This window comes from Roseomonas genomospecies 6, assembly GCF_008365375.1.
In the GTDB taxonomy this organism is placed as follows: Bacteria; Pseudomonadota; Alphaproteobacteria; order Azospirillales; family Azospirillaceae; genus Azospirillum.
This window is the reverse complement of the sequence record NZ_QOKW01000008.1, coordinates 107,229-125,660: the sequence shown is the minus strand read 5'-3', so window position 1 is coordinate 125,660 and position 18,432 is coordinate 107,229. Positions and strand designations below refer to the sequence as shown.

At 68.7% G+C, this 18,432-nt stretch carries 12 protein-coding genes; 4 read left to right on the top strand and 8 right to left on the bottom strand.

Features of this window, described 5'->3' with window-relative positions:
• Positions 1-2 precede the first annotated feature (2 nt).
• From DS843_RS12650 to DS843_RS12640, 3 genes are all read right to left on the bottom strand, one after another.
• On the bottom strand, positions 3-1,121 hold the full coding sequence (locus tag DS843_RS12650) for an ABC transporter ATP-binding protein (RefSeq protein WP_286192072.1): 1,119 nt from the start codon (positions 1,119-1,121) through the stop codon (positions 3-5).
• A gap of 14 nt (positions 1,122-1,135) precedes the next feature.
• The gene (locus DS843_RS12645) at positions 1,136-2,848 is read right to left on the bottom strand and encodes an ABC transporter permease (RefSeq protein ID WP_149469240.1); all 1,713 of its coding nucleotides are present in this window, start codon (positions 2,846-2,848) and stop codon (positions 1,136-1,138) included.
• Between the two features lie 75 nt (positions 2,849-2,923).
• Complete coding sequence (locus DS843_RS12640; RefSeq protein ID WP_149469239.1) at positions 2,924-4,270, bottom strand: ABC transporter substrate-binding protein; 1,347 nt, start codon at positions 4,268-4,270, stop codon at positions 2,924-2,926.
• A gap of 481 nt (positions 4,271-4,751) precedes the next feature.
• On the opposite strand from DS843_RS12640, the gene aspT reads away from it, so the two are divergent.
• Together aspT and DS843_RS12630 are read left to right on the top strand one after the other, a co-directional pair.
• Positions 4,752-6,440 (top strand): aspartate-alanine antiporter, encoded by a 1,689-nt coding sequence (gene aspT / locus DS843_RS12635; RefSeq protein WP_149469238.1) that lies wholly within the window; start codon positions 4,752-4,754, stop codon positions 6,438-6,440.
• Between the two features lie 37 nt (positions 6,441-6,477).
• Entirely contained in the window at positions 6,478-8,109 is a 1,632-nt protein-coding gene (locus DS843_RS12630) for a bifunctional aspartate transaminase/aspartate 4-decarboxylase (protein WP_149469237.1), read from the top strand.
• Between the two features lie 12 nt (positions 8,110-8,121).
• Here DS843_RS12630 and DS843_RS12625 read toward each other — a convergent pair whose 3' ends face one another.
• Genes DS843_RS12625 through DS843_RS12610 form a run of 4 tightly spaced genes read right to left on the bottom strand, consistent with a single transcriptional unit; the run spans position 8,122 to position 14,654 of the window.
• Entirely contained in the window at positions 8,122-9,477 is a 1,356-nt protein-coding gene (locus tag DS843_RS12625; RefSeq protein ID WP_149469236.1) for a sigma-54-dependent transcriptional regulator, read from the bottom strand.
• Positions 9,478-9,487: 10 nt separating this feature from the next.
• Positions 9,488-11,896, bottom strand: a complete 2,409-nt coding sequence (locus tag DS843_RS12620) for an ATP-binding protein (protein ID WP_149469235.1) — start codon at positions 11,894-11,896, stop codon at positions 9,488-9,490.
• The gene (locus tag DS843_RS12615; RefSeq protein ID WP_149469234.1) at positions 11,893-13,284 is read right to left on the bottom strand and encodes an ABC transporter substrate-binding protein; all 1,392 of its coding nucleotides are present in this window, start codon (positions 13,282-13,284) and stop codon (positions 11,893-11,895) included. Before DS843_RS12615 ends, DS843_RS12620 begins: the two co-directional genes overlap by 4 nt.
• Before the next feature lie 8 nt (positions 13,285-13,292).
• A complete protein-coding gene (locus DS843_RS12610; RefSeq protein WP_149469233.1) occupies positions 13,293-14,654 on the bottom strand; it encodes a lipopolysaccharide biosynthesis protein in 1,362 nt (453 codons plus the stop codon).
• A gap of 107 nt (positions 14,655-14,761) precedes the next feature.
• Between DS843_RS12610 and DS843_RS12605 the strand changes: the two genes are divergently transcribed.
• The gene (locus DS843_RS12605; protein ID WP_149469232.1) at positions 14,762-15,118 is read left to right on the top strand and encodes a hypothetical protein; all 357 of its coding nucleotides are present in this window, start codon (positions 14,762-14,764) and stop codon (positions 15,116-15,118) included.
• A gap of 53 nt (positions 15,119-15,171) precedes the next feature.
• Here DS843_RS12605 and DS843_RS12600 read toward each other — a convergent pair whose 3' ends face one another.
• A complete protein-coding gene (locus DS843_RS12600; protein WP_149469231.1) occupies positions 15,172-15,996 on the bottom strand; it encodes an FkbM family methyltransferase in 825 nt (274 codons plus the stop codon).
• A 353-nt stretch (positions 15,997-16,349) separates the two neighbouring features.
• On the opposite strand from DS843_RS12600, the gene DS843_RS31750 reads away from it, so the two are divergent.
• The gene (locus DS843_RS31750) at positions 16,350-18,428 is read left to right on the top strand and encodes an exopolysaccharide transport family protein (RefSeq protein ID WP_286192071.1); all 2,079 of its coding nucleotides are present in this window, start codon (positions 16,350-16,352) and stop codon (positions 18,426-18,428) included.
• Positions 18,429-18,432: the final 4 nt, after the last annotated feature.

Sequence of the window (18,432 nt, the reverse complement as noted above, 5' to 3'; positions counted from 1 at the left end):
TCCTATCGGCGCAGGAAGCGGGCCTTGTCGGCCGCGAGGTCGAGGGTGATGGACCGGTCCGTCGGCAGCAGCGCGTCCCCGGCCTGGTGCGGGGCGTCAACCTGCACCTGCTGTCCCCCGATGTCCACCGCGTAGCGGATCGAGGCGCCCAGGAACTCCCGATGCCGCACCACGCCCGTCAGCCGGACATGGCCCGGGCGCACCGGCTCATCCCCTTGACGGATGGAGAGATTCTGCGGACGGAACATCAGCTTGCCTTCGGCGCCCGGCTCCACGCCCTGCGGCAGCGGGATCGGCGCGATCCCGTCCACCACGAAGGCTGCGCCGCCGCCGTCCAGAGCACGCACCTGCCCTTCCAGCACGTTGGCGGTGCCGAGGAAGTTCGCGACGAACAGGTTGGCCGGGTGGTCGTACAGTTCCTGCGGGGTGCCCACCTGCTGCACGATGCCGTCCTCCATCACGGCGATGCGGTCGCAGATGGTGTTGGCCTCCTCCTGGTCGTGGGTGACGAAGATGGTGGTCAGCCCCAGCTTGCGCTGAAGGCTCAGCAACTCCTGGCGCATCTGCACGCGCAGCTTGGCGTCCAGGTTCGACAGCGGCTCGTCCAGAAGCAGCACCTTCGGCTCGATCACGATGGTGCGGGCGAGCGCGACGCGCTGCTGCTGGCCGCCGGAAAGCTGCGACGGGCGGCGGTCGGCCAGATGCCTCAACCCGACGAGGTCGAGCGCCGCGTCCACCCGCCGCTCGATCTCCGCGCGGGGCACGCGCCGCTCCTCCAGCCCGAAGGCGACGTTGCGGCGCACCGTCATGTGCGGCCACAGCGCATAGCTCTGGAACACCATGCCGACGTCGCGCTTGTGCGCCGGCAGGCCCGAGATGTCGCGCCCGCCGATGGTGACCTGCCCGCGCTGCGCGATGTTGAAGCCGGCGATCAGACGCAGCAGCGTGGTCTTGCCGCAGCCCGACGGGCCGAGGAAGGCGAAGAACTCGCCCGGCTTGATGTCCAGATGGATGTCCTTCAGCACGCGGTGGCTGCCGTAGGACAGGTCCACCCCGTCGATGCGGACGCCGACGCTCTCCATTCCGGCGGCCAGGGAGGCGGGGGAGAATTGATGGTTCATGGTGGCGGTTCCCCTCAATGGTCCTGGCCGCGTTCGCGCCGGCCCCGCTCGATGATGACGTGCGACAGGTAGGTGCCCAGCCCGACGATGACGACGGCGAAGACGCCCAGCGCCGCCCCCGGACCGCGCCCGGCCGCCGACTGCATGTAGACGTAGAGGCCGTAGGCCAGCGGCGCGTCGCTCTGCGAATGGACGAGCATGATGGTCGCCGACAGCTCGACCGCCGCGGTGGCGAAGCTGGTGACGAAGCCGGCCAGGATGCCGCCGGACATCAGCGGCACGACCACCCGGCTGATGGTGCGCAGCTTGGTGGCGCCCAGATTCTCGGCAGCCTCCTCCAGCGAGTTGCTGACCTGCTGCAACGCCGCCGTGCAGGCGCGCAGCGCGTAGGGCAGGCGGCGGATCGCCAGCGCGAAGACCAGGATCAGCCAGAAACCGGACAGCGGCTGCCCGGTGAAGGGCATGGGCACGTCGTAGAAGCTGCGCAGATAGCCGATGCCCAGCACCACGCCCGGCACCGCCAGCGCCGCCATGGCGATGTAGTCCAGCCATTGCCGGCCCGGCAGCTTGCTGCGCAGGACCAGATAGGCGATGGCCGTGCCGATCACCACGTCCAGCAGTGCGGCCAGCGAGGCGTAGAGCAGCGTGTTGGTGATGTACTGGCCGCTCTCCAGGAAGACGGTCCCGTAATGCTTCATCGTGAAGGCGTCGGGGAACGGGCTGAAGGACCAGATCGTCGCGAAGGACAGCAGCGTCAGGCCGATGTGCGGCGCCAGCACCAGCACCAGGATCAGCAGCACGACCCCATAGGCCACAACCTTCTCCAGCGGCTTCAAGCGCCGCCGCGCCAGCCCGCCGCCGCCGCGCTGGACGGTCGCGTAGTCCTTGCCCTTCATCGCCAGCGCCGACACCCACAGGGCCAGCAGCGAGCAGACGATCAGCACCACCGAGATCACGTAGCCCATCGGGTCCGAAATGCCGATGGACGAGATGCGCAGGTACGCCTGCGGCGCCAGCATGTCGTTGACGTTCAACAGCAGCGGCGTGCCGAGGTCGTCGAACACCTTGATGAAGACCAGCGACGCGCCGGCGACGTAGCCGGGCATCGCCAGCGGGAAGACGATGCGGCGGAACAGCCGGAAGCCGTGGCAGCCGAGATTCTGCGCGGACTCCTCCATCGCCCGGTCGATGTTCTTCAGGCTGGCCGACAGGTTGATGAGGATGAACGGGAAATAGTGGATGCTCTGCACGAAGATGACGCCGTTCAGCCCCTCCATGAACGGGATGGAGACGCCGAAATGGTCGCGCAGCAGCAGATTGACCGTGCCGTTGCGCCCGAACAGAAGCTGCATCGCCACCGCACCGATGAAGGGCGGCATGATCAGCGGGATGATGCCCAGGCTCTGGATCAGCACGGCGCCGCGGAACTCGAACCGCGTCGTCAGATAGGCCAGCGGCAGGGCCAGCGCGCTCGCCACCACCACCGACATGGCGGAGACGTAGAAGGAGTTCCAGAACGACCGCATGAACAGGTCGTTGCGGAAGAAGTCGGCGAAGTTGACCAGCGTGAAGGCCCCGGTCGTCTTGTCCTGGAAGGCGACGAAGATGACCTGGACCACCGGCACGACGAGGAACAGCAGCAGGAACAGCGCGATCAGCACCGCCGCCACCGCCGGCCCCGGCCGCACGCGCGCGAAGCTTTCGCGCGTGAGCGCAAGAGACGTCATGGTTCAGCCCAATGTATCGGGGGATTGGGCGGGGCGCCCGCGTGGAGCGCCCCGCCGGTCATGCTCGGGTTCGGATCAGCGGGCCAGCGCCAGGGCTTCTTCGGCCTTCTTGCGGGCGGCGGCGTAGTTCTGTTTCGCGAAGGCGGCCCATTTCTGCTCCACCTGCGCCTGACGCTCCGGCACGGCGTCGGTGGCGCTCTTGCGCTCCACCGTGAAGGCGCCGGCAAGCTGCGGGTCGGCGGCCTCCTGGGCGGTCACCGGCATGGCGGCGACGAGGTCGCGCGCCTCGGCCAGCAGCGCCTTGCCCTTGTCGTTGGGCTTCTTGGCGAGCGCGGCGTCGGCCTGATGGATGGCGCGGGTCGCCGCCTTCAGGTCGTCGAGCTGGAAGGTGATGAGCTGATCGAACAGCGCGTCAACCACGTTGTAGCGGGCCTGCGACACCTCGACGTCGAAGTTCACCTGCGAGCCCAGCGAGGTATCCTTGAACGGGTTCGGGTAGTCGGCGGGGGCCTTCGCGTAGGTGGCCGGGTTGACCGGCAGGCGGCGGATCGCCGGCTGCAACAGGACTTCCTGGCCTTCCGGCGACAGGATGAAGTCCACGAAGCTCTCGGCGGCGGCCTTGTTGGGGGCGTTCTTCACGATGCCGATGTTGGCCGGCACGATGGTGGTGACCGTGGGATAGACGAACTCCACCGGGAAGCCCGACGCCTGGGACGACAGCGCGAAGAAGTCGATCACGATGCCGATGCCGAAGCTGCCGGAATTCACGCCGTCCGGCACGCCGAAGCTGCGCTCGGTGATGGTGCGGTAGTTGCCGGCGATCTCCTTGTTGGTCCGCCAGCCCTTCTCCCAGCCCTCGCCCTGGAGGATGGTCTCGATGGTCAGGTGCGTGGTGCCGGAGCGCGACGGAGCGGAGATGGCGACATGGTCGTAATAGACGGGCTTGGCGAGGTCCGACCATTCCTTGGGGGCCGGCAGATCGTTGGCCTTCATGTAGCGGCTGTTCCACATGATGCCGTAGCCCGAGGCGGCGAAGCCGGCGTACATGCCCTCCGGATCGTTGATCGGATAGGCGCCGACCTTCTCCGGAATGCCTTCGACCTTCGGCTTGTAGGCTTGCAGCAGGTTGGCGCCCTTCAGAACCTCGAAGGCGTCGGGGGCGGAGGCCCAGAACAGGTCGGTGCCGTTGTTCGACGCCGTCTCCTGGAGATACTTCACACCCGCGTTCGTGTTGCGGTTCAGGATTTCCACCGTGACCTTCGGGTGGGCCTTCTGGAACGCCTGCTGGAAGGCGCTGGTCAGGTCCTTCGGAAAGGAGGTGACGACGACCAGCTTGCCCGACAGGTCCTGGGCGAAGGCGGCGGTGCCGGAAGCGAGAAGGACGGCCAGAGCGGCCGCGACGCCGTGCAGCGTGCGAGACATAGGATGGTTCCTCCCAGTGTTTTTCTGCGCGCTGCTAGAGCAATCCGCGTGCCAGACCGTTCGGACGCGAATTTTCTGGGAATGCGCCGTTGGGATGGGTCATTCCGGTAACGTGGGCCGGGCGCGATGGGTAACGGCGGGAACGGGGCGGCCCCGCCCGGCCACGAAGACGGTGATGGCGTTGCCGGAAGTGCTACCGCCATGCGTTGCGTCCAACCTCTCCTGGAATGGTTCGCGCAGCGCCAAATTGGACGAGGCACCCCACCAATGAAATCAAATATTCATCCACGCTCACTCGCAAAGCACTGTAAACAAACAAAACGAAAATACCCATCGCCCGAAATCGTGTCGCATTACCGGTAATGTTGTCTCTTATCGGCAAACGCCTCGCGCCTTGACCTCGCGATCGCATTGCCATCTCACTTGAACAATTCCTGGTCTTGCGATGCACGCAGGAGAGGAATCTTTCGAGGGAGTTCCCATGTCATGGCTTCATTCCATCGTCAATCAGGCTCCGGAGATCGCGTTGTTTCTCTCCCTGGCGGGGGGCTATTGGATCGGCAAGTTTCAGTTCGGTAAGTTCCAGCTCGGTGGCGTCGCCGGATCGTTGCTGGTCGCCGTGGTGATCAGCCAGATCGGCGTATCGATCGACAACGGCGTCAAGTCCATTCTGTTCGCTTTGTTCATTTATGCGGTCGGGTTCGAAAGCGGTCCGAAATTCTTTCAATCGCTCGGCCGGCAGTCGATCCGGGAAATCGTCCTGGCGGTGGTCCTGGCGGTCAGCGGCCTGCTCACCGTCGTGATCATGGCCCGCCTGACCGGCCTCGACAAAGGTCTGGCCGCGGGCATCGCGTCCGGCGGGCTGACCCAATCGGCCATCATCGGCACGGCCAGTTCGGCCATCGGCAAGCTTGGGCTGCCGGCGGAGGAGGTGCAGCGCCTCCAGGGCAACGTCGCGGTCGGCTATGCCGTCACCTACATTTTCGGATCGTTCGGCGCCATTCTGGTCTGCGTAAACCTGCTGCCCTGGATCATGAAGCGCGGCATCCGCGACGACGCCATCAAGGCGGAAACCGCGATGCTGGCCGGCGCCCATTTCCTGGCGCGGGGCGAGGAACACGCCATGCCGGCCCTGGTCGGGCGTCTTTACCGCATCGAACGTGCGGCAGGGCGGACGGTGGCGGAGATCGAGGCGGAGTCCGCCGATGGTCCCGTCAGCGTCGAGCGGGTGAAGCGCAACAACGCGCTGATCGGGTCGCAGCGGGATCTGCGGCTGGAGGCCGGGGATGTCGTTCTGTTGGTCGGGAGACGGGCCGGGGTGGTCGGCCTTGCCGACCGGCTCGGCCCGGAGCTTCAGTCCTCACAGGGCATGGACCTCATCATGCTGGTGCGGGACGTGGCCATCACCAACCCCGCCTTCGCCCACCGCACCGTCGCCGAGATCCGCAAGGCATCCTCGACCAACCTGTACCACGGCGTCTATGTGACCGGCATCAAGCGGAGCGACCAGCCGCTGCCGCTCGCTCCCGACACGGTGATCGAGGCCGGCGACGTCGCCACGCTCTACGGCACCGCGGAGGACGTTCAGCGCGTCGCCAAGTCGGTGGGAACGGAAGTCATCCCAAGCGACAAGACGGACTTCATCTACCACGGCCTGGGTCTGGCGCTGGGCCTGCTCGTCGGCTTGGCCGTGGTGCGCATCGGCGACATTCCGCTGACGCTGGGCAGCGGCGGAGGCGCCCTGTTGGCCGGACTGCTGTTCGGCTGGTACCGCACCCGCAACCTCGCCATCGGCAACATGCCGACACCGGCGTCCACGCTTCTGCGCGACTTGGGCCTGGCCGGCTTCGTCGCCGTGGTCGGCCTGCAATCCGGCCGGCAGGCCGTGAGCACCGTGGTCGAGAGCGGGTTGAGCATCTTCCTGGTCGGCGTGGTCGTGACGCTCCTGCCGATGATCATCACCCTGCTCGTCGGGCGCTACCTGCTGCGCTACGACAACACGGCCATCTTCGCCGGCGCGCTTGCCGGATCGCGAAGCGCCAACCCCGCCTTCGGCGAGGTGCTCGACAAGGCCGGCAACTCCATCCCGACCGTCCCCTTCGCCATCACCTACGCGCTGGCGAACGTCTTCCTGACCCTGCTGGGGCCGCTGGTGGTGGCCTTCGTGTAATCCAGACGACTTGTAATTCAGACGAGGAGATCCCGTGATGGACTCGATCGATTACAGCCGATACGAGAAGCTCAGCCCCTTCGAACTGAAGGACGAACTGATCAAGCTCGCCTCCAGCCGCGAGAACCGGCTGATGCTGAACGCGGGGCGCGGCAACCCGAACTTCCTGGCGACCCTGCCGCGCCGGGCCTTCTTCCGGCTGGGACTGTTCGCCGTGGCGGAGGCCGAACTGTCCTTCTCCTACATGCCGAACGGGGTCGGCGGCCTGCCGCGGATCGAGGGCATCGAGGGCCGGTTCGAACGCTACATTTCGGAACACCGCGACCAGGAGGGGGTCGTGTTCCTCGGCCGCGCGCTGAGCTACGTGCGCGACCAGCTCGGCCTGTCGGGCTCCGGCTTCCTGCATGAGATGGTGGAAGGGGTGCTGGGGGCGAACTACCCCGTTCCGCCGCGCATGCTGTCGATCAGCGAGGATATCGTACGGCATTACGTGGTGAAGGAGATGGTCGGCGGTTTTCTGCCGCCCGGCAGCGTGGATCTGTTCGCGGTCGAGGGCGGCACCGCGGCGATGACCTACATCTTCAATTCGATGAAACAGAACGGGCTCATCGAGCGGGGGGACAAGGTCGCCATCGGCCTGCCCGTCTTCACCCCCTACATCGAAATCCCGGAACTCGACGAATACGGATTGACGGAGGTCGCCATCAACGCTAACCCGGCCCAGGGCTGGCAGTACCCGGATTCCGAACTGGACAAGCTGAAGGACCCGGCGATCAAGGTGTTCTTCTGCGTCAATCCCAGCAACCCGCCCTCGGTCAGGATGGACGACCGCAGCCTCGAACGCATCGCCGGCATCGTGGGGAACGACCGGAAGGACCTGATCATCCTGACGGACGATGTGTACGGGACCTTCGCGGACGATTTCCGGTCGCTGTTCGCCGTCTGCCCCTACAACACCATGCTGGTCTATTCCTTCTCCAAGTATTTCGGAGCAACCGGCTGGCGGCTGGGCGTCATCGCCACCCACAAGCAGAATGTCTGCGATCGGCAGATCGCCGGCCTGCCGGAGGACCGGAAGGTGGCGCTCGACCGCCGGTACGGATCGCTGGTGCCGGACGTGCGCGGCCTGCGCTTCATCGACCGGCTGGTCGCCGACAGCCGCACCGTGGCGCTGAACCACACCGCCGGGCTGTCCACCCCGCAACAGGTGCAGATGGTCATGTTCTCCCTGTTCGCCCTGATGGACGAGCAGGACGGCTACAAGGCCGAGCTGAAGAAGGTCATCCGCCGGCGTGAAGCCGCGTTGTATCGCGAGTTGGGCCTGCCGACGCAATCCGACCCGAACGAGGTGGCCTATTACACGCTTCTCGACATGGAGACCATCGCGCTGAAGCTGTACGGCCCGGAATACGCGGCCTGGGTGAAGGCGAAGCTCAACCCGGGCGATCTCCTGTTCCGCATCGCTGCGGAAACCGGCATCGTCCTGCTGCCGGGCAAGGGCTTCGGCACCCAGCAGCCCGCCGCCCGCGCCTCGCTGGCCAATCTGAACGAGTACGAGTACGCAGCCATCGGGCGCTCGCTGCGCGGATTGGCCGACCAATCCTACGAGGAGTTCAAAAGGCAACAGCAGAACGGGAACGCTCAGACCGACAAGACCAAGCCCAACTGACCGTCCCCGCCCTCACTCCTCGATGAAGTCGCCGCGGTGGAGGCCGTGGTGGCGCATCTTCAGGTAGAGGGTCTTGCGGGTGATGCCCAGCTTGTCCGCGGTCTCGCCGACCCGCCCGCCGCAGCGGGCCAGCGCGTCCTCGATGAGCTGCTTCTCGATGCGGTCCATCTGCCCGGCGAGCGTTTCGATCCCGCCGTCGCCCGACCTGCTTGCCGGTCCGCCCGCCAAGCCGTCGCCCAGACCGTCGCCCAGACCCAGGGCCATGCGCTCCGCGACGTTGCGCAGTTCGCGGACGTTGCCGGGCCAGCCATGGGCGGCCAGACGGGCGAGCGCCGCGGCATCGACCGGCGGGGCCGGGCGGCGGGCGCGGGCCGAGGCGGCGTCGAGGAAATGGCGCAGCAGGAGCGGCACATCCTCCCGCCGCTCGCGCAAGGGGGGGAGCGGCACGGTCACCACGTTCAGACGGTAATACAGATCCTCGCGGAACCTGCCCTCGCTTGCCAGCCGCAGCAGATCCACCTTGGTGGCCGCGACCACGCGCAGGTCGAGCGGAATGGGCCGGTTGCCGCCGATCCGCTCGATCACCCGCTCCTGAAGCACGCGCAGCAGCTTCACCTGGAGATGCATCGGCATGCTCTCGATCTCGTCGAGGAACAGCGTGCCGCCGTCCGCGTGCTCCAGCTTGCCGATGCGCCGGCCCTGCGCGCCGGTGAAGGCGCCGGGCTCGTGGCCGAACAGCTCGCTCTCGATGATGCTGTCGGGCAGGGCGCCGCAGTTCAGGGCGACGAAGTTGCCGGCCCGGCGCCGCCCGGCGTCGTGCAGGCTGCGCGCGACCAGCTCCTTGCCCGTTCCGGTCTCGCCGAACAGCAGGACGTCCACCTCGGCGTCGGCTAGCCCCGCCACGGCGGCGCGCAGCCGCTCGATGGCGGAGGACCGTCCGATGATGCGCGCCTCCAGCGAGCCGCCGCCGGCCAGTTGCGCCCGCAGGCTGCGGTTTTCCAGCACCAGCCGCCGATGCTCCAGCGCGCGGCGCACCACTTCCACCAGATGGGCGGGCTCCGCCGGCTTCTCGATGAAGTCGTAGGCGCCCGCGCGCACCGCCCGCATCGCCATGGCGATGTCGCCGTGCCCGGTGACCAGCACGACCGGCACCTCCGGATCGGCGGCGCGCACCCGCTCCAGCAGGGCGAAGCCGTCCAGGCCGGGCATCCGCACGTCGGTCACCACCACGCCCGGCCAGGACGGGGACAGGCTTCCCAGCGCGCTTTCCGGCCGGGCCGTGGCATCCACCGTGAAGCCTTCCAGCTCCAGAGTCTGGCGGCTGGCGTCCAGCACCTCGTGGTCGTCGTCGATCAGAAGAACGGTCATGGGATGTCGCTCAGGCGCGGTTCAGGGTCAGCAGGAAGGCGGTTCCGCCGGGACCGGTGTCGGCCACCGACAGGACGCCGCCGAAGTCCCGCACGATGTTGTAGGAGATCGACAGGCCGAGGCCGAGCCCCGTGCCCACCGGCTTCGTGGTGACGAAGGGGTCGAACACCTGTCCGGCCACCGCCGCCGGAATTCCGGGACCGGTGTCGCGCACCGTGATGCGCACCGTTCCGTCCGCCTCCTCCGCACCGATGGCGATGCGGCGTTGCGGTTCGCCGGCCACGGCGTCCAGCGCGTTGCTCAGCAGGTTGACCAGCACCTGTTCCAGCCGCACCTCCTCCGCGCGGACGCGCAGCGGTTCGGCGGGAAGGGTAACGGCCAGCTCCACCGCCTCCTCCCGCAGCCGGTTGCCGAACAGGGACAGCGCGCCCTGCACCACCGGCGCCAGCTCGACCGCGTCCAGCCGGGCGGCGGGGCGGCGGGCGAAGCGCTTCAGATGGTTGGTGATGTTCGCCATGCGGGCGGTCAGGTCGGCGATCTTGCCGAGGTTTCCGTCGGCCTCCGCGATGCGCCCCAGCTCGATCAGCCTGCGCCCGTTGTGGGCGTAGGAGCGGATCGCCGCCAGGGGCTGGTTCAGCTCGTGCCCCACCCCGGCGGCGAGCTGCCCCAGGGCCGCCAGCTTTCCGGCCTGCACAAGCTCCGTCTGCGCTTCGCGCAGGTCGTGTTCGGCGCGCTGATGCTCGGCGATGGCGCGCTCCAGCCGCGCGTTGGTGGTGCGCAGATCGGCGGTCCGCTCCGCCACCGTTCGCTCCAGGATCTGTTGCGCCTCCACCCGCTCCGTCATGTCGGTCAGGGTGACGATGAAGCGCTGCTGCCGGCGCCGCCGGAAGGGCCGGATGCCCACCTGCACCGGCACCCGACGTCCGTCCGGCCGCCGCCCGGCGGTCAGGATCGACAGGGACGGTGCCGCCTCGTCCGGAGCCTCGCGGGCCTCGCGGAAGAACTCCTCCACACGCCGCGCGCCGGCGGGTTCCAGCCGGTCCGCCAGCCGTCCGTCTGTGCTTCCTTCCGGCGCGGCGATCAGCCCGGCAGCCGGCGGGTTGACGAACTCGATCACCCCGTCGGCGTCGGTGGTCGCCAGTCCGGCCTGGGCGTTGTCGATGATGGCCTGGGCGTTGGCCTCCTCCACCGCGATGGCTGTGTCGCGGAAGACCAGCAGGGCCGCGGCCATCTGCGACAGCTCGTCGTTGCCGCCCAGCGGAATGTCCGCCTTCAGGTTCCCGGCGGCGATCTCGTGCGCCGCGCTGCCCAGCCGCGTCAGGCGGGAGATGATGCTGCGGTTGACGTAGAGCCAGGCGACCAGCACCGCCACCAGCAGGCTGACCAGCGCGCTCGCCAGCAGGGCCGAGCGCCCCTCGGCGATGGCCTGTGCCGAACGGGCGGCGGCGGCGCGGGAGGTGGTCTCCACCGACTGCACCTGCCGGGCGATCAGGCCGTTCAGCCGGGCCACCAGTTCCCGGTTGTCGGCCAGCAGCGCCTGACCGCGGTCCGCCGCCGCCAGTTCCGCGCGGCGCAGGTCCGGGATGCTGCCCTCGCCGCGGGCCAGTTCCAGCAGGCGGGCGACCACCTGCCCCAGCGAGACGCCGTCCGCCCAGTCCTTCAGCGTGGCGAGGTCGTGCTGCAGCCGGTCGGCGGTCTCCTCCAGGAAGCCCGCGTTGTCGTCCAGCGCTTCGGCGGTGGCCAGAGTCGCGGCCCGCGCGATCAGCCCTACCGCGAGGTTGCCGTTCGCGCCGATCTGAAGCACCGCCTCGCTCCTCCGGCTCTCCTCGCGCAGGATGCGGACCGCTTCGGCGGAACGGGTGCCGGTCTCCACCGAGCCCAGCGCGCTCTGGATGTTGAAGCGGGTGTCGGCGACCAGCGGCTCGATCTCGTCGAGGAAGTCGGCGTGCAGCCAGCGCAGCCGCTCGATGCTCTCCTGGTTGCGGCGGGCCAGGGTCAGCCGGTGCCGCACCGTGGCGTCGAGGTCGCTCAGGTTGCGGCCAAGCGCGTCCACCATCGGGCGCAGTCCGGGAACGCCCCGCTCCCCTTCCGCGGCCAGAAGGCGGAGCGCGGCGAGCCGGCGGCCCAGAACGTCGCGGATGGCTCCCAGTTCCGCCTCCGTCTGCGCGTTGGCGAGGATCGGCGCGGTCGCGATGATGCCGCCGCCCTCCTCCGCGAGGCGCGCGGCGAGGCCGAGGGCGGGCAGGTGGCTTTCCGCGAACTCGTCCAGCGTGCCGCCCAGCCGGTCGTAGGACAGCCAGCCCAGCCCGCAGGCGACCACCGACAGGACGGCGACCGCGACGAAGGCCAACAGAAGCCGCGCCCGGATGCCGAACCGCACGGGGCCGGGGGCCTGCCCGGAAACGGACGCCGCGGTCACGGCCACACCCCCTCGCCGCCGGAGACGCGCAGGATGATGAGCGCGCGCTCCGCCAGGGCCAGCGCCTCGTCCAGCCGCTGCCGGGAGAAGGCCCGCCACGCGGATTCCAGCTCCGCCTGCCGGTCGGACACGGGAAGGCCGCGCGCCGGCCGGCGCAGCGCCGCGGAGAAGGCGGGGTCGGCGGCCTCCGCGGCGGAGACCGGGACGGCGGTTGCCGCCGCCCGCGCGGCGCGCAGCAGGTCCGCCGCGACCGGCTCGTGGTCGGCCGAGCCGTAAAGGGCGGACAGGCGTCCCTCCCCTTCGTGGATGAGCTGCCACACCCGGTTCAGCGTCTTGACCCGGAAGGTCACCAGCTCGTCGAAGAGCAGGTTCACCAGCTCGTAGCGGGCGCCGGACAGGGCGCGGTCGAACAGGAACCGGTCGTCCCCGGTGTCCGTCCGGAACGGGTCGGGATAACCGGGGGGAGCCGCCGCGTAGGCGTCGGGCCGGACCGGCAGGCGCTGGATGTCCGGACGGACCAGCAGGGCCTGACCGGCGGGGGACAGCAGGAAATCGATGAAGGCCGCCGCCCCGTCCGGGTTCGGCGCGCCGCGCAGCACGGCCACGCTGGCCGGCAGGAACAGGCTGTCCGCGGGATAGGCGAAGCGCAGGTCCTCCTCGTCCGACCCGGCGGACTGCCCGAGGAAGTCGATGCTCAGCCCGATGCCGAAGCGCCCCTTGGCGACTCCGTCCACCACGCCGTAGCTGCGCGCCGTCACGGTGGCGAGGTTGCCGGCGATCTCCAGCCACGTCGCCCAACCGCGCTCCCACCCCTGCATCTGAAGCACGGTCTCGACCATCAGATGCATGGTGCCGGACCGCGACGGGGCGGTGATGCCGAGATGCCGGGCATAGACGGGGCGGCGCAGATCCTCCCAGCGCCTGGGCGTCGGCAGGCCGTGACGGTCCAGGTACCGCTGGTTCCACAGCAGCCCGTAGCCGGACAGCGCGAAGCCCAGATAGGCGCCGTCCGGATCGTTGATCGGCTGGTTCCCGACCGTCGGCGGCGCCCCCGTCGGGCGCGGGGACACGGGCTCCAGGCGCCTGGCCGCCTTCAGCACCTCGAAGGCGTCGGGGGCTGAGGCCCAGAAGGCGTCCACCCCGTCCTCCCCCCGGTCCTGCAACTGGCTGATCGCGGCGGTGGTCTTGGTGTTGACGATGCGCAGGCGCCACTGCGGGTGCGCCGCCTCGAACGCTTCCCGCACGGGCTCGTAGAAGCTTGCGGGGAAGGAGGTCAGCACGGTGACGACGGCGCCCGCCTCCCGCCCGGCGGCGATCTCCGGCGGCAGGAACGGGAACAGCAGAAGAGCGGCAGCGAGGCGCCTGGCGAAAGCACGCAATCCAATCATGGCGGCTGTCACTGTGCGGGGCGCGCCGTCTCTTTGTCCAACGGTTCCGTCGCGTCCCGCGGCGGCGCCCCCTCGTCCGCCCGGTTCCGCTGCGGCCCGAACCGCTCGAACACCGCGAAGCTGACCAGGCTCGTGCCGATGGCTCCCTGCGCCACGGCGACGGCGGTCACGAAAGCCGCGCCGGTCATGCCGAAGGCGGGGATCAGGATGGCGCCCAGAGCCGCGCAGGTGGCGAGTTGCAACAGGTTCAACCGGCGCAGGACGTCCCCGCGCCCGGTCATCGCCAGCCGGATATCCTGGCATGCCAGGAGGCAGTTGACCATCTGGCCGGCGGCGAGGATGCACAAGGCCGTCGCCCCGCTGCCGAACCCCTCCCCCACCAGACCGAGCAGCCGGTCCGGCACGGCCATCATGACCGTCACCAGAGGCAGGCCCAGCGCGGCCACGGACAGCATCACCCCGCGGTTCATGGCCTTCAGGCGGGCCATCTCGCCGCGGCGGTGCAACTCGGCGTAGTTGGGCGCGGCGAAGGTCCCGATGCTGATGATGACGACCCAGACGAGCATGGAGATGCGGTTCGCGACGCTGAAGGCGCCGACCGACGCCGCGTCCACGAACATGCCGAGCGCGAGGACCGGCAGGGAGGCCAGGGACACCTGCACCAGTTCGACGACGAAGAGCGGACGCGCCGTGTGCCACAGGGCGGGAAGCGTCTCGGCATGCTCTTCGGCCGGGGTGGGGCGGTCGGCGAAGCGGTGGCGGTCGCGCGCGAGAAGGACCATGCCGGCCAGAGCGCTCAGCGCCAACGCCCCAGAAAGCGCCAGGACAAGGGCGTCGAGATCGCCGACCCCCGCCAGCAGGGCGGCCAGAGTCAGCACCGGCCACAAGGCGTTCTGCACGAATTGCGCCGCGACGCCCCGCTTCAACCCGGCCAGGGCCGACCCGATGGTGATGGTGAGCGTCTGCGGCACCAGGGCGAGGGCCGACAGGCGCAGCGGCGTTTCCAGATCCGGCGCCCCGAACAGCAACTGCGAAACCGGACCGGCCATGGCGGCGGTGAGCAGGGCGATCGCGGCGGCGGCGAGGCCGGTCCAGATCAGCCCCGTCCGCAGGGCGCGCCCGGCGGCCCGCCCCTGGCCGACCGCCAGTTCGGCGGCGACATGCCGCGTGACGGCGCGTTCGAGTCCGAGGCGTGCAAAGGTCGAGGCCAGACCGATCCAGGTCAGGCACAGGAAGAACAGGCCGGCGTCATGGACGCCGAGCGACCGCGCCGCGATGATGTAGAGGCCGAGCTTTCCGGCCACCTCCACCCCGCGCAGCCCGAGGCCGGCGGCGTAGCGCCCGAGGGTATGCCATGTCTGGAGACGCATCACGCCGTATGGGATATAGGGGTGCGGGATATGGGGGCATCGCGGCGGCGGAGCGCCGCACGAGGAGGATGACCGGCGGATGATGACGGTGACGAGGAAGCGGTGCAATGGATAAGGGTCGCGCGGCCCTGGCGATCGGCCTTGCCGGCGCGGCGCTTGCCCTTGGGAGCCCGGCGTGCGCGCAGGACACGGAGACGGAATGGCGCCCCGTCGACATCCGGCAGGAGATCCGCGCCCATTTCGCCCGCCTGCCCTATGGGTGGTGGATACGCGAGCCCGAACTGCACCTGAACGCCTACGAGGTCGAGGTCAACATTCCGGACTGGTGGCATGGAAACCCGACGTCGGCTGTGAACAATTTGTGTCCCGAGCGGCAGAGCCGGATCTGGAAGGTCGCGAAGATTCTCACGCTGCGCCCCTTCTACCAGAAGCGTCCCTGGCCGGAGGTGGATTGCCGTCGCTGATGTTGGGCGTCGCTGATGTTGGGCCCCGCTGACGTCAGGAACGGGCGCCGGTCTCAGCCCGACCGCCCCAGCAGCGCGCGCAGCCGGTCCGCCGCGCCGTCGCGCGCGACGAAGATGAAGTTGTTGATGTAGACGCTTCCCTTCCTGCGGTGGGTGCCGGCCGCGTTCAGGGCCGCCCGCGCCTGATGGCGCTCCGGGTCGAAGCCGTCCAGCGCGCACAGGCGGTCCGACAGGACGAAATAGCCGCAGTAGCCCAGCGGGTCCAGCAGCGTCCGCAGCTTCGCCAGGGCGCCGGGGTTGTGCCGTTCCTCCGCTTCGATCAGCAGGTTGGGCCGGTCGCGCCCGATCAGGCGGAGACCGCCGCCGATCACCGCGGCCTCATGCCCCTCGACGTCGATCTTCAGAAAGCCGACCGGGCCATGGTCGAAGCGGTCGAGCGTGAAGCGCGGAACGGTCACCGCCTCCACCGCCTGTCCGTGGGTGTCCACGGCCCCCGCCTCGACCGACGCCAGGGCGGACGATTGCGGGACGTGGAGCAGGATGGAGCCGTCCGCGTCGCTCAACGCGCAGCCTTCCACCCGCAGCCGCCCCGATGCGATCAGGGGGGCGAACTTGTCCTTCAGCAACGAGACGAGCTTGGGATTCGGCTCGAAGGCCGTCACGCGGTCCGCGGCCCGGCAAAGCCAGAAGGTGTAGATGCCGCTGTTGGCACCGATGTCGTAGGCGGCCTCCCCCGGCGCGCACAGGGCCGGGAGAAGACGCAACTCCGGCTCGGCGTAATAGGGCGCCAACCGGTCGCGCACCCAGGTCAGACGGCGAAACAGGGCGGGGTGACGGGCTTCGATCCCGGCCTTCAGGGCGGACAGTCGGTTGTTCATGGGCGCTGCTCGGATGGGCTCGGTGCGGATCGGAAAGGCTCGCCAAGAATGGGTTGGTTCGGTCGGATCAAATAGCTAAAAATTGAGACAAAATGTTTCAAATGCCCAACCACCTCATGACAGACTTACACCTGACGTGGTAAACCGTGCACCGAAAGTGCCCGCTCCACACCCTCCGGTGCCCGCTAGAGATGCTCTCCCAACATCTGGAAAACCGCAGTCAAAGTCAATCGGCTGGCCCGTCGGATGTCTCTCCGGCGCCGCAGCCGCATGGCGTGCTGTTTTCCGGCGGCGCGCCGGCATTTACGCCGCGGGACCTTCTGATACTCGCTTTTTATCACAAGCGAATAATTTTGATTGTCGTTCTCCTTTCCATCATTGCCGGACTGATCGCGGCAACTTACGCGCGCACGCGCTACGCCGCGGAAAGCCTGGTCCTGATGATGGTCGACCGCCAGCACGCGGGCATCCAGGACATGGCCGGAAACCTGCCCTCCGTCCTGTCCATCGACGGGCTGAAATCGGTGGACAGCGAGATCCGCATCCTGGAAAGCCGCCGGGTGATCGAAGACACGCTGACGGTTCTGGACCCCCTCACCCTGTTCCCGGAACTGGCGCGCCCGCGCCTGTTCGGGCTTCTGCCGGACGATACGCCGCAGGACCGGCTCGAAAAGGCGATCGACAAGTTCAAGCGCCGCCTCCAGGTGGAGCAGCAGTCCTCGTCCAACATCGTGCGCCTCAGCTTCAGCCACGAGAATCCGGACATCGCCGCCGACACCGTCAACGCCCTGGCCGACGCCTATCTGAAACGCCGCCGCGCCATCTTCGACATAGCGCGTTCGCCCTTCCTCGCGTCGGAGCTGGCCCGCCATTCCGATCAGTTGAAAAGCATCGAGAAGCAGATCCAGACCCTGAAGTCCGAATACGACATCGTCGATCTGGGGCAGGAAAGCCTGCTGGCCGCCAACCAGGTGGACAGCATCGTCCAGCGCCGCCGGCAGACCCAGGAGCGTCAGGTGGCGCTCCAGGCGGAGGTCGCGGCGGCCAAGACTCGGCTCGCCGCCCTGCCGGAGCGGGTGTTCGACTTCAGGGAACAGAGCAACCAGTCGCACAACGACGACGACCGGAACGTCCTGCTCCGCCTGGAGCTGGAGCGTGACCGTCTGGCCGCGCAGTTCCTGCCGGAGTACCCTCCCCTTCAGGAGCTGGAGAAGAAGATCAGGACCGTCCGCCAGTCCATGAAGGGCGCGGACAAACCGGTGTTCAGCACCACGCGCGAGGTCCGCAACCCGACCATCCCCTTTCTGAACAACCATCTCCTGACGCTGGAGATCGAGCAGGACGCGGTGGCGCGGCAGTTGGCCGAGCTGGACCGCCAGCACGCGGTGGCGGTGGAGAAGGTCGGGCGTCTGCGCATGGCGGACAGCGAGCTGCGCGACCTGGAGCGCACGCGCGGCGTCCTGGAGGACATCTACCGCGACTACGCCCAGCGGACGGAGGCCGCCCGCGCCGAGGAGGAGGCCGCCAAGGTGCGATTCTCCAACGTGCGCGTGGTGCAGCCGGCGGTGGCCCCGGCGACCGGAACCAGCATGGGGCCGAGCTTCATCATCGCCGGTCTGGTCGGCGGCGTCCTGCTGGGCGGGGCGGCGGGCGTCCTGGCGACGTGGCTGCGCCAGGTGTACATCCTGCCGCACGAGATCGAGCGCGATCTGGGCGTTCCGGCCATCGCCAGCTTCGCCGCCACCGACGGGGAGCTGGTCTCCCCCGGCGCCCAGCAGGAACTGATCCATCTGGCGGCCCAACTGCGCGACCACGGCATGGACGACCAGCCGATGGCCCTGCTTCAGTTCGTGACCGCCAACGATGGCGACGGCGACGCCCCGGTGGCGCGCGGGCTCGCGCTGGAATTCGCCAAGGGCCGTGGCCTGCGCACGCTGGTCATCGACCTCTGTGGCGACGGCACGGGCCAACTGGCCGCGATCAACGCCGCCACCGAGGCCGAATCGGGAGCCGATGCCGAAGCGGAGACCGGGGCGGTGGAACGGCTGCCGGCCATCGACCTGCAGGGGGCCGGCGATCTGGAGGCCGTCCTCTCCGCCGTGCCCCTGCTCTGGGTGTCGCGGCAGGCCCCGGCCTCGGCGCTGGGCAGCCTGCGCACGCCCATCACCCAGTCGCGCCAGATGATGGAAAGGCTGCGCCAGCGCTTCGACATCGTCTTGATCCTGTCCCCTCCGATCGGCGGCAACCATCTTGCCCGCCGCCTGTCGCCGATGGTGGACGCGAACATCCTGGTCGCCCGTGCGGAGCACACCCGCGCGCCGGTCGCGGCCCGGATGCGCGATTCCATCCTGGCCTCCGGCGGCGACATCGCCGGGCTGGTGCTGACCGGCCGGCATTTCCACATTCCCCAGGTGATCTACCGATGGTTGTAAGGCC